Here is a 13,109-nt window from a genome sequence, read left to right on the forward strand (position 1 = left end):
ATCTTAATAAAATGCAAAAAAATTGATTTGCGTCAAGAACATTTTAATACGGAAGCCGCAGTAAAATGCGGTTCTTATTTTTATTAGCGACATATAGAATGCAGAAGAAAAGTTTTATATGTTATATATCGAAAATTGTGAGGTGATATGATGTCGGCAGCTATTATATCGGTTGTAAAGAAGATAGCCATATATATTTTAAGTGACAAAGAAAAGCGGGGGAAGTTTTTAGTTATTGTCGGAAGTATTATTGCAGGTGTTTTGGGACTTATGTTTCTGCCTGTGGCTGTGCTGTCCTCGATGGGAAATATGGAGATCGAACAGCCTCAGATAGACAAAAGCTTGTTCAACGAGTCGGCAATTATGGCGAGTATGGACAGCGAACAGCAGGCGAAAATCGATGAAATTCAAACCGCCGGACAAGAAATTGAAATAAAAATGTCTGAAAAAAACATTCGAGAGCAGACAATAAAAGCACAGTTGATTTACTTTTCATATTTTGAAAGCAGCCCGATTACCGACTTTGAAGTTTACACAAATCTGTTTGCAACCGCCGCAAGCGATGAGATTTTGCTTGACAGCATCAAGGCAAATTACGGCATTGAAATTCCTTATGAGGACTTTATGCGGTCATATACTTTGGTGATGAACAGCACAATTAATGAGTATATGTTTTCCGACAGCACAATCAAAAACTGCGCCGATCTTGCGGCTTGGGCGGAGAACGCGTACATCTCCGGCTGGGGATATATGAACGGATTTATCGGCGAGAGAAACGAAAGCGATCGTATCAGATACTGTGATAACGCGGGGCTTATGCTTGGGTATCTGAACTACGATCCCACGAAAAAGGTGTTCGGTTCCGATTACGATACGCTTGTTTACACCGAGCAAGGAGGTCTTGATACCATGCCGGAGGTCGCGGGGGTAGGACTGTTCGACGAAACAAATCACGGGATATATATTGGAAACGGAGAAGTAATTTACTGTTCTGAAACTGTCGGATATGTGACGAAAGACCTTGTTTCAAATGGGAATTGGACAAGCTGGTGTACCTATGAGAGTGTGAATTATTCGCAGGAAGTGCAAGATAAAATTGATGAAATTCAGAACGTGGAAGAAGAATCAAGTGATGAAAAGGAAGATGATGTTGAATGAAAAAATCGGTTACGATAACAATTAACGCTGAAAAATTAGCGGCTCTGGAAATGTATTTAGGACAGAAAAATTTGAAGCTGTCGGAGGAACTTGAAAAGTTTTCGGAGCATCTCTATCAGAAATATGTACCCTCTAACGTCCGTGATTTTATTGGCATGATGTCGGCCAAAAAGCCTGCGAGAAAACCGAGAAACTCCTCGCCTGCCGAAACGGGAAATCAGTCCGAGCGGTAACTCGCCGCGGTTCGCACCACTTCGCCTCGTGTGGCGTTTTCAAGGCATGGGTGGGGTAACTTTACTTTAAGGACGATCGGGGCGAATTTGGGGCATTTTGTCGAGCGTTAAGGAGAAGCCTTAACGCGGAGTTTGAGAATGGCGGAAATCATAAGATTTCAGGTGTGTTATAGGGTAAATATTTTATTGCTAGTTAAAGTATCGGGGTTGTGACCCCGATACGGTCACAGCGGACGGCAAAGCCGACCGCATTTTGCGAGGGTTTAAGCAATCTCGGAGTAAGGGGTTGTAAATTCAGCCTTTTTCAGATTTCGGGGTTGTATCAGCAGAAAGCAAAGAAAATACGACATTTGTAAAGGAGTTGAGGTTTAAATTCATGAGTTTTCAGAATAAGGTGAAATTTGCGCTATGGGCGTATCCCGAAACGCTGAAAGATGTGGAGGTTCACTACAAAAACGACAACTGCAGATCGCAGAGCGAGTTCATTGAAAAAGCTATCAAGTTCTACATCGGTTATCTCGATGAAGAAAAAAGCGTGAACTATATTTCTCCTATGATAACAGAAACGGTCAAAGCGCAGATAAAAGGTACGGAACAGCGGCTTGCACGTTTGCTTTTTAAGGTTGCCGTGGAGCTTGGAAAGCTGTCGCATATGACTGCGGCTATCAATGATGTAGATGATGAAACGCTTAGAAATCTTCATGTGATGTGCGTCAATGAAGTTCGTAAGATCAACGGTATTATTGATTATGAGGATGCTGTAGAGTATCAGAAAAACTAAGGGAGAAATTTATGCCGAAAATTATTGTTACAAGCCGCTATCTGAAAAGCGGCAGCGGAAACAGAAAACAACTATATCGCTATGTAAAATATATCGCGACCCGTGAGGGATCGGTTGCAGTTACAATAAAAGATGAACAAGCTCCCGCTACGAAAAATCAGCAGGAGCTTATTTCTTCTCTGCTAAAAGATTTCTCCGACAGCAAAGAATTATTTGAATACGCTGATTATTTGGAAAATCCCAATCAGAAAACAGCTTCAGATTTTATTTCAGCAGTCATAGACAGGAACATGGACAGACTTACTAACCGTGAAAATTATGTAGGTTATCTTGCAAACCGTCCCGGAGCAGTCAAGTTCGGTTCGCACGGTTTGTTCTCACAATCGGACGATTCTATTGATCTTGAAAAAGCCGCAAAAGAGATTGCGGACCATGGCGGTAACGTCTGGACTCATGTAGTTTCGCTGCGCAGAGACAATGCTCAGGCAATGGGATATGATAACTTAAAAGCGTGGCGGGAATTAGTCAAGCGGCAGATCCCTAACATTGCGAAGAATCAGAAAATTGATATGGCTAATCTGAAATGGTATGCCGCTTTTCACGATAAGATAACAAATCCTCATGTGCATATCATCGTGTATTCCACAAACGAGCGTGAAGGATTTCTCACAAACCATGGAATAGAGAAGATCCGCAGCGGTTTTGCAAACGACATTTACGCGGACGAGCTTCACCATCTTTATGCGCAGCAGACTGACTTGCGTAATATGCTGAAAAAAGAGTCAGAGCAACTGATGAAAAGTCTTGCAGAAAAAATATCTCAGAACAATAACTTTGATGTAGAGCTAATGAATCTTGTATCAAAGCTAAATGAACAGCTTAGTTTCTCTAAAGGCAAAAAGGTCTATAGATACTTAAAGCCGGAGGTCAAGCAGATTGCGGATGATATATTTGCTAAACTTGCAGATAACCAATCGATACAGAAAATGTATTCCCTCTGGTGCGAAATGGAACAGCAGAAGCATGACGTTTATTCGTCTGCAAAGGTCCAGTTTCCAAAGCTTGTTGATAACATGGAGTTTAAGTCAGTGAAAAATATGATAATCACAACGGTACTTGATATGAATGATTTTGATTCTGAAAATATTGATTTTACGGCAGACAGTGAGCTTAAATTAAATAGTAAAGAAACCTTTGCTGAGATTTCGGAGTCGTATCAACAAAACACTCACAACAACCAACAGGCTGTGCTTGCAAATACGATCTTTGCTCTATTTGCTAATCTCAGCAGGTGTATTGAAGATGATTATATGCAGAAGTATAAGTCTGTCAGACATACAGTTGACAGCAGGCTGCGGAGGATGATAAGTCAGAAGAAACAGTCGCTTGGAATGAAGGATGAGCAGTATCAGGGTTATGAGCAGGCATACTGACCGTACACATTAACGCTTTGTCTACGAGAACTATTTTGGCTCTAAATCAAACAAGTAAGAAATACCAACATATAATTTTGCTGTTAAATGTATTTTATGTTATAACTTAGTTAATAAAATGCGTATTGATTTAAGTTGGAATATTTGATATAATGTAAAATAAAGGGGGCAAAGATTATGTTGAAGATTGCGGTATGTGATGATAATGAAAATTTTTTGGAAGTTCTGAAAAGAATAACCTTAGAAAACGCATTACACTATTTTAAAAAAGTAAGTGTTCAGGATTTTACTGATGGACAAAGTCTATTAAATCATCATAAACAAACGCATTTTGATATAATCTTTTTAGATATTGATATGCCAGAATTTACAGGATTTGATGTTGCTCAAGCATTAAGAAAACAACGAAAAGATTGTTATATAATTTTTGTCACCAATCACAATGAATTCGTATACGGAAGTATGGAATTTCAGCCGTTTTATTTTATCTGTAAATCTAATATTTTAAGTTTAAAAACTGATATTTCAAATGTTCTGAATAAACTGTCGATTCATTTTAGACAACATAAAAAATTAATAATAAGTGATGAAGAACACGGAAGAATCTGTGTACAATACAGAGACATATTATACATTGAAAGCGATAATCACCATGTGAAGTATTGTGTTATAGATGAACATGAAATCAGTACTTTTGTTAAAGTCCGTGCGGTTATAGGGGAACTTGAAAAAGAATTGTCAGACTTTAATTTTTCAAGAGTACACAAAAAATATCTTGTCAATCTTAGTCATATCTTTAACTTGGATATGAAAAAAGATGAGGTCATATTTAAGCAAGGCTTTAGACTTCCAATGAGTAGAAAATACAAGCATATGGTTGATGATGATTTTTCAAAATATTTAAGGGAAACGATATAATGAGTATGTTATGGATTGTATTTGAAATAATAATTAATTTCTATGAAGGCTTTATGGAAACTTATTTTATATATAAGTATTTGCCTGCAAAAACAGAAAGAAGTAATAGGATTTCTAAGGTGTCTTTTATTGTGTGTGTTTGTACAGTTGGCTTTCTAATAACATTAATGAACTACATAACTATTTTTGAAGGTGTTGGGGGAATTATATGTTATTTGGCAGCTTTATTTATATATGCTTTAATTGACAAAAAAGGCAGTATCATAAAGAAATTGTTTGCAGCAACACTTCCTCTGGTTATAATTTCTCTTATATCTCTGATCACACTCAATTTTGTTTCATCTATTAATTCAATGTCTATCGAAGAGATCGTTACTGAGTCAGGATTTGCAAGGTTTACAGTATTGTTTTTAGCACAGGCTTTGTTTTTTGTCGCTGTAAAGTTAATGCTTAAAATTTTGACTGTAACTTCAAGTAATTTTAATGTTTCCGAATGGATAGCTATAATTTCAATTTTTGCTGTATCTATTGTTATGATGTTTTTGCTTCACCTAATTGCAATCTATTCAGTCTATTCAGTTCAGAGAGTATATATTAACTTGCTGATTTTGACAATAGTTGTAGTTAATATTATAATATTTTATATGATTGACTCTATATCAATAAAAAACAATCAAAAACAAGAACTTGAACTTTTAAAAATTCAAGAGCAATATAGCCATCAGTATATAGAAAATGCAGGTCAGCAATACGATTCAATAAGGAAAATTAGACATGATCTAAAAGATCAGTTGTCTGTTGTGTATGCGATGATTTCAGATGGACATTCTAAAGATGCTATGAAATATATTGCGAAGAACGTAAATATAATTTCTGTTAATGAAGGTGCAGTTAATACAGATAATTATGTAGTAAATGCTGTTATAAATTCCAAATTTGCAGTTGCAGATGCTGTAGGAATCAGAACTAGATGTAGTAGCATTAAGAATTTTAATGGAATAGATGATTTGGATCTTCTTCATATCTTAAGTAATGCTCTTGACAATGCTATAACAGGTTGTACCGCACTACCTGACGATTCGAAAAAGTTTATATCTCTTGATATTAGCAGAACAACTGATATCTATAGAATTGTAGTAAAAAATACAATAAAAGAATCCGTGTTGAATAAAAACCCAAATCTTAAAACTACAAAGTCTGACTTAGACAGACATGGTTGGGGAACTAAAATAATTAGAGAAACAGCTGAAAAATATCAAGGAAGATGTGAGTTTTATGAATCTGATAATGTTTTTACTTGTTTGATAACTTTAAAATCAAATTTAGTATAAGATAACAAAATTTATTTTTCACACAAATATTTAATTGTAAAAAACAAATAAAAAATTGCCGTTTAAAGGATTGCTACACCGTTTTTTTTAGGTGTGGCAATCCTATTTTTTGCATTTCACGTCAAAAAAATGCACGTCACGTCAAATCGCTTGACTTGAATGTAAATTAATTGTACTTTTAAATTAGATAAATTAATTTGGAGTTGCTAATGAAAAATTTAGTATCTAGAATTTTGGATTTTATGATTAATAATAATGTAATATCTACGGAAAGTTATGAACTAGATTTTTATAGATATGGAATAGAAATAACGTTATCTTCCTTAATTAATGTTATTTTAATATTTTTGATCGGTATTATAGCTCATCGCATTTACTCAAGTATTATTTTTCTTGTTGTTTTTATTTTAATGAGATCTTTAGCAGGAGGATTTCATGCTGATACATATTTAAAATGCAATTTAATAACATCATTATCTTTTATTTTGTTGTTAGTAGTATATGAAATAATTACAAAACATTTTTCTTTAAATGTCGTTATATTCATTGCTATACTTCAATCAATAATTGTTGCGTTGTTGTCACCAATTGAAAATATAAATAAACCTATAGGAAGTAAGGTTGTGTACAAAATCATTTCTACATTTTTATCTTTATCATTGTCCATATTAAGCATTGTGTTAATTATAAATGGAAACAATATAGGATTGATAGTTTTATTGACATTAGCATTAGTATCTATACTAATGGTATTTGCGAAATTATTGGATAGGAGGAATTCTTATGAAAATTAAGACTTTTGTAGCGAAATCGTTGAAATTATTTACCGGACATATGGCCAAAGCTGCTTGTGGTTCTGCTTCACATTGGGGAGCATATCAGCCTAAAGAACCTCAAATTAAGAAAGCAAAGAAATAAGATGTTGTGTATAGATTGTGCTAACAATTATCTACATTATTCGAAAATAGGCTTTTATTTAATAAAGGTAAGGTGATTGCTATGATTTAATTGGATAGCGAAGTGATTTTGACTTCAGCAAAAGCAGAAAAAAAGAAAAACAAAGATAGGAGGAAAAATGTTATGAGATTAAGTAAAAAGATACTAAGCACAATAGCAGCAGGTGCAATGGCAATATCAGCACTTACAGCTTCTGTTTCTGTAAGTGCAGAAAATGAAGATTTAACGCTGTTGACAAACAGCGGACCGTATAGTGGTAGCGGAACATACATAAGTACTACTTACAAGTCTGATTATTATCAGTACGATAGCTTTGAAATCACCTATAAGTACAACAGTTTTGATGAAGATGGTACATATGTCGACAATGAGGGTACGATACAAAGCGTTAATTATGCGGATACCTTTGATTTTGTTGTCTTCAATACAAACTGGGGCGGCTGGGATAAGGTGACAGTTGGTCAGACAAATCCAAGCACAACTGAAACTTATACTAAATTAGTTAAAATTTCTGATATTGAAACAGCACTTATTAGCGGAACACCCTACGGTATAAATCTTCAGACAGGTGCTATTGGTGATACAAGCGTTACGGTCGTTTCTTTGAAACTGAAGAAATCGGGAACTTATGTTCAGCAGAACTTTACGGCAGAAGGAACATGGGTAAGAGATTCTGAAACCAATACTATGACAGTAACTCCTGCAAGTGCGGCAGTGGCAAATGCAAATCCATATAATATTGAGTTTTCGGCTATTGATCTAAGCGCATGGGAGAATCCGACTGTTAAAGTAACTGCACAATATACCGTTTCTCCTTCAGAGTATGTTCAGGCTGAAATTCTAATTCCAACAGGAGAAAAGGATTCTGACGGTAATGATGTATACGAGGCTGTTGATCCGAATTATATTAAACCAAGCGCAGGGACATATACTTTTGCAACAGAAATCCCTAATACGGTAACAAAATTCCTTATTTGTTACATGGGAAGTACTGTTACAAAAGTAGAAGTATTTAACAATACGGACGGCAATACTAATTATCCTATGGAAGATTTTTCGGCATCTGATATTGCTTCGGATATGGGAATTGCATGGAACTTAGGAAATTCTCTTGAAAGCGTTGATGGTGATACATCAAGTTCAACTTACGGAACTGTAAATGAAAAATTCTGGGGTAATCCGAAAACAACAAAGTGCTTGATTCAAGCTGTTAAGTCTCAGGGCTTCAATGCAATTAGAGTTCCAATTTCATATCTTGATATGATAGGTTCTGCTCCGAATTACACAATTAATGCAGATTACCTTGCAAGAATTAAAGAGGTAGTAGATTACGCTTATGACATGGGTATGTATGTTATTATCAATATTCATAACGACGGAGGCGAAGGAATTCCGGGAAAGTGGATAGATATAAGCACAAGTGATGCTACGGCAAGAGCAGCAATGGTTGATAAGTTCGGCAAGGTTTGGTCGCAGATTGCCACATACTTTAAAGATTATGATCAGAAGCTTTTGTTTGAATCTGCTAATGAACTTATGATAAGCGGAAACTATAGCTATTCTCCTGATCCTGCATACACAAATATTAATGCTCTTAATCAGGAATTTGTTACAAAGGTAAGAGCCGCAGGAGGCAGCAATACTGACCGTGTACTTATTATTCCGGGATATAATACAAATATTGATTTGACCGATTCATCAACAGGTTCTGTAGGATTCATAAAGCCTACTGATACTGTTACAGACAGACTTATGCTTTCAGTTCACTATTATGCACCGGACGGATTCACAATGGGTACGGATCAGCAATGGCCGGTAGGTACAGGCACAAATACATATACAAGCAAAGAGTATATGGAAGCGCAGATTAATAAAGCTGCAACGGCTGGAACAAAATACGGTATGCCTGTATTCCTAGGAGAATACGGACCGGCAAATAACAATAATACTGTAGCAAGAGCAACATATTGCTATTGGTTGAACTACTATGCAGCTCAAAAGGGAATTGTTACTGCTTATTGGGATAATGGTTCGATGACTACAGGCGGTACAGCGTTGTTTAACAGAAACAACTATACAGACAGTGGCGTAGTAACATCAGATGGAAATACAATAATAAGCTATATTATGGCAGGCTATAACAAACAATCTATACCAGTGTAACAAAATTGTATACCCCTCTTAACTTAGAGGGGTATATTATAAAAATAAATATTATTGATGAATTATTGAGGAGAATTTATTATGTTAAAGAAAGTACTAGCCGGGGTAGTGGCTGTAGTGGTTTCCATAACTACAATGGCGACAGTATCGCTTACAAGCGTATTAGCAGCAGAAATAACAGATCAAGGCAGCTGCGGAGATAGTGCTACATGGACTATAGACGCAGAAGGATTATGTATAATTTCAGGATCAGGAGATGTATCCAGTACAGGTTCAATCAGAAACAATCATGCTTCTGATTTAAAAGAACTTGTAGTTGAAAACGATATAGTAGGAATTACTGCCGGATTGGCATTTAATAAATGTGTAAACTTAGCTAAAATAACTTTAAAAGAAAGTGTAGCAAGTGTAAGTAAAACAGCATTTAAAGCTTGTACGGGAATACAGGAAGTATATATTTATTCTGAGAATTTCACAGCCGAAAGTACAGCTTTTGATGTAACAAGCAATCCGACATTTTACATAATAGAGGGCAGTGCAACTGAAACCAATTTGAAAAATTCAGGATATACAAATATTGAATATATATCTAAAGAAGAACCCACACCGGAAATAATAGACCAAGGCAGCTGCGGAGATAGTGCTACATGGACTATAGATGCAGAAGGATTATGTATAATTTCAGGATCAGGAAATGTATCCAGTACAGGTTCAATCAGAAACAATCATGCTTCTGATTTAAAAGAACTTGTAGTTGAAAACGATATAGTAGGAATTACTGCCGGATTGGCATTTAATAAATGTGTAAACTTAACTAAAATAACTTTAGAAGAAAGTGTAGCAAGTGTAAGTAAAACAGCATTTAAAGCTTGTACGGGAATACAGGAAGTATATATTTATTCTGAAAATTTCACAGCTGAAAGTACAGCTTTTGATGTAACAAGCAATCCGACATTTTATGTAATAGAGGGAAGTGCAACTGAAACCAATTTGAAAAATTCAGGATATACAAATATTGCGTATATATCTGATACCCCCATCCCTTCACTCAATTATGCAGAGTTAAATCAAGCAATCGCAGACGGCGAGGCAATAGATACATCAAACTACACAGAAGATTCTGTTAAGATATTGACAGATGCTATTGCGGCAGGAAAGGCGGTTAAAGAAAACACATCGGCAACTCAGACAGATGTTAATAATGCGGTACAGGCAATTAAAGACGCACTGAACGGGTTAGTTGAGGAAATCACCGTTGTTTCAACTTATGACATAAGTGTTAACGGAGACGGCTCCGTAACAGCAACTCTCAGCAGCAACGGCACATTTGTTATCTCAGGAACGGGAGCCACAAAGGATTATAATTTAGGTACAACAACAAACAAAGCGCCGTGGCAATATGATGATAACGCCGCAAAAATTACTTCCGTTGAAGTTAAAGACGGCGTAACAAGCTTAGGCAATAGCTTATTTGCACAGTTGGGCAATCTTGAGTCGGTTTCGCTACCTGATACTCTTACAAGTATAGGAACTTACTGCTTCGGCACAGATTATAACGGTAAGAATAAACTCACAAGCGTTGTAATTCCCGAAAGCGTTACATCGATAGGTAATGGCGCTTTCAGGTATTCTACAAGCCTTGTTTCAGTAACTCTTCCAAGCGGACTTACATCAATTCCGGAATATATCTTAAGTGGCTGTACATCTCTTACGACAGTAAATATCCCCGAAACTGTTACGAGCATAGGCTCTTATGCATTTTATAACTGTTCATTGCTTACATCGGTAACGCTTCTTGACAGTATAACATCAATAGGTGAAAGCGCTTTCCAGGGATGTTCTTCACTTACGAGCATTAATATTCCAAGTTCTCTTACAACTTTAGGAGCAAAAGCATTCAGAGGCTGTAATCTTACTGGTAAAGTAATAATCCCCGAGGGCATTACGGTGTTAGATAGTAATATCTTTAGAGCAAACCCAAGCACAGACTTAGAAATTTACGTTATGGGAGCAATTACAACAGTGGGAACTGCACCGTTTTCCGAAGGCGCGGGAAAGATTTATGTATACGATGCAAAAACATATAACCTTATTACCGGAACAAACTACGGAGCATTTGAGATAATTTACGACGGCGAAGTTGACACAAGCGACCTTGAAGCTGTTATAGCACAGGCTGAAGCTCTTAATGAATCGGATTATACAGCAAGCACATGGGCAGCTGTTGCAAGCGCGCTTGAAGCGGCAAGGACCGAGCTTGCAAACGAAGATAAGACATCTACATCTGTTATGGCTGCGACTACAGCGCTAACAAATGCGATAAATGGACTTATAGAAGAAGGCAAGTATATGTCGTATATCTATAAAAACGGGAGTATGGCAACGCTTGTTTCCTGCAAGGTAACAGATGATATGACGGGAGCGACAAAGATCAAGGTGAACTTTGACTGTGCTTTTGATGTAAGCTATAACCCGAATGCTACAATTGATTTTCTTATCAACAACGATTGGGATAACAACTATGAGTTTAAGGGAACTTACGGATACGAGGATGGAACAACCGGTTGCAGCGAGACACTTGAGCTTTCGAGCGCGCTTGTAAAAGGCAAGGATTTAACGCTCACGGGATATACTTATTCATGGGGCGGAGCTTCCGATTATGTATACGCGGTAACATCGGTTGAGTTTCTTGACGATGACGGGAATGTGCTTTTTATAGTAACTTCAGACACAGTTATACTCGATACAGAAGCACTTGAAGCGGCAATTGCAAAGGGCGAGGCAGTAGATTCATCGCTATATACAGCAGATTCCTATGCAGTACTTACATCAGCGATAAGCGCTGCTAAGACTGTTCTTGCGAATGCAGAAGCAACACAAGACGATGTTGACGCAGCGGCTAAGACTATTACAGACGCAATAGCAGGGCTTAAGCGTATTGTTATTACAGGAAACGTAACAGGTACTATCAAAGTTTCCGATAAAAACTCAGAAACAGAAATAACAGTAGTTGCGGTATCATCAGACGGAAGCAAAACTACAGTTACAACCACAAGCATGGGAAGCTATACGATTGAAAACCTTGAAGCAGGAGAATACACGCTTACGATAAGCGGAGGAAAATACGCTTCTAGAAGCTACTTGATTACAGTAGCAGAGGGTGAAAATACTCATAATGTTGAATTAAATCCGTACGGTGATTTAAACGGAGACGGAGAAATAACAACAGCGGATGTAGGTATGGCAAACTCACATGCAAAGGGAGTAATCATTCTCACTGACTATGTGTTCGCATGTGCGAATGTAAGCGGAGATAAAATTGTTTCAACCGCAGATGTTGGCATGATGAACAGTCATGCAAAATTGGTAAATCCACTTTGGTAAAGCTTAATTCTCCTATATAGTGTTACATAAAGGGAAACGGCAGATCTCACTATTTCCCCCTCTTTGAGATCTGTCGGTCTTTCCCAACAAGTTACTTGTAAAGAGGTGAGTCCCATGCAGATATAGAATATACAAAAACGCACAATGATATTTGTGCAAGTACACGAAAATGAAATAAGTTTGCAACAAAGCAGATTATTTCAGACACTAATATTAAAATGACGGAGGTATGTAAAATGAAAACGATGAAATTAACCAAAAGAGTCACAGCTGTGTGTGCAGCAATTGTTATGTCAGTTAGTACACTGAGTTTTGGAGCAAGTGCTGCTACAAAGACTTATAATGGATCATTTGATGGCTACCAAACAACAGCAAAAGTTACTTGTGCATCAAATTATGGTTCTGCATATACACATATAAACGCACCTTCATCCACTACTATTTCTGCAACAATAACATATTATTATTATGATAATGATGGCAATGTTAAAAGTTCATATAAAAGTGCCGGAGATCATGGACCATCTACATGGACGACGACAGTTACCCTTCCTTCAAATGGAAAGAAGTCTAAATCATCATCGTCATCTCATTATGTCGAAAGAGATGGTTCTGGATGGAGTAAGTCTCTTTCTGTAAATTATTAGAGAGACAAGGGTAATTTTACACAAATATAGTGTTGAGAACAAGACATAATATTAAATTCATATATATTCGCAATATAGGTATTTGAGTGCTGAAAAGTCCTTTC

Annotated in this window: 11 protein-coding genes; all 11 read left to right on the plus strand. The window is 36.6% G+C overall.

What is annotated here, in order from left to right:
* Positions 1 to 150 precede the first annotated feature (150 nt).
* The 11 genes from EIH25_RS10225 to EIH25_RS10270 all read left to right on the plus strand — a co-directional run bounded on the left by EIH25_RS10225 (position 151) and on the right by EIH25_RS10270 (position 13,005).
* Positions 151 to 1,158, plus strand: a complete 1,008-nt coding sequence (locus EIH25_RS10225; RefSeq protein WP_124100946.1) for a hypothetical protein — start codon at positions 151 to 153, stop codon at positions 1,156 to 1,158.
* Positions 1,155 to 1,391 carry a DUF6103 family protein gene (locus EIH25_RS10230; protein ID WP_124100947.1) on the plus strand — a complete coding sequence of 79 codons (237 nt, stop codon included), beginning with the start codon at positions 1,155 to 1,157 and terminating at the stop codon, positions 1,389 to 1,391. The genes EIH25_RS10225 and EIH25_RS10230 overlap by 4 nt, the downstream gene beginning before the upstream one ends.
* A gap of 376 nt (positions 1,392 to 1,767) precedes the next feature.
* Positions 1,768 to 2,172 (plus strand): hypothetical protein, encoded by a 405-nt coding sequence (locus EIH25_RS10235; RefSeq protein WP_124100948.1) that lies wholly within the window; start codon positions 1,768 to 1,770, stop codon positions 2,170 to 2,172.
* 11 nt (positions 2,173 to 2,183) lie between these two features.
* A complete protein-coding gene (mobP3, locus tag EIH25_RS10240) occupies positions 2,184 to 3,605 on the plus strand; it encodes a MobP3 family relaxase (protein WP_124100949.1) in 1,422 nt (473 codons plus the stop codon).
* A 177-nt stretch (positions 3,606 to 3,782) separates the two neighbouring features.
* Positions 3,783 to 4,523: a LytTR family DNA-binding domain-containing protein gene (locus tag EIH25_RS10245; protein ID WP_124100950.1), complete on the plus strand. Its 741-nt coding sequence runs from the start codon at positions 3,783 to 3,785 to the stop codon at positions 4,521 to 4,523.
* Positions 4,523 to 5,854, plus strand: coding sequence for an ATP-binding protein (locus tag EIH25_RS10250; protein ID WP_124100951.1), 1,332 nt, complete (start codon positions 4,523 to 4,525; stop codon positions 5,852 to 5,854). Before EIH25_RS10245 ends, EIH25_RS10250 begins: the two co-directional genes overlap by 1 nt.
* 209 nt (positions 5,855 to 6,063) lie before the next feature.
* Entirely contained in the window at positions 6,064 to 6,648 is a 585-nt protein-coding gene (locus tag EIH25_RS10255; RefSeq protein ID WP_124100952.1) for an accessory gene regulator B family protein, read from the plus strand.
* Positions 6,638 to 6,772: a hypothetical protein gene (locus tag EIH25_RS12685; RefSeq protein WP_279254438.1), complete on the plus strand. Its 135-nt coding sequence runs from the start codon at positions 6,638 to 6,640 to the stop codon at positions 6,770 to 6,772. Before EIH25_RS10255 ends, EIH25_RS12685 begins: the two co-directional genes overlap by 11 nt.
* Before the next feature lie 162 nt (positions 6,773 to 6,934).
* A complete protein-coding gene (locus EIH25_RS10260; RefSeq protein ID WP_124100953.1) occupies positions 6,935 to 8,974 on the plus strand; it encodes a cellulase family glycosylhydrolase in 2,040 nt (679 codons plus the stop codon).
* 81 nt (positions 8,975 to 9,055) lie between these two features.
* Complete coding sequence (locus EIH25_RS10265) at positions 9,056 to 12,358, plus strand: leucine-rich repeat protein (RefSeq protein ID WP_124100954.1); 3,303 nt, start codon at positions 9,056 to 9,058, stop codon at positions 12,356 to 12,358.
* 236 nt (positions 12,359 to 12,594) lie between these two features.
* On the plus strand, positions 12,595 to 13,005 hold the full coding sequence (locus EIH25_RS10270) for a hypothetical protein (protein WP_124100955.1): 411 nt from the start codon (positions 12,595 to 12,597) through the stop codon (positions 13,003 to 13,005).
* Positions 13,006 to 13,109 lie beyond the last annotated feature (104 nt).

Source organism: Ruminococcus sp. Marseille-P6503, from assembly GCF_900604945.1.
In the GTDB taxonomy this organism is placed as follows: Bacteria; Bacillota; Clostridia; order Oscillospirales; family Ruminococcaceae; genus FB2012.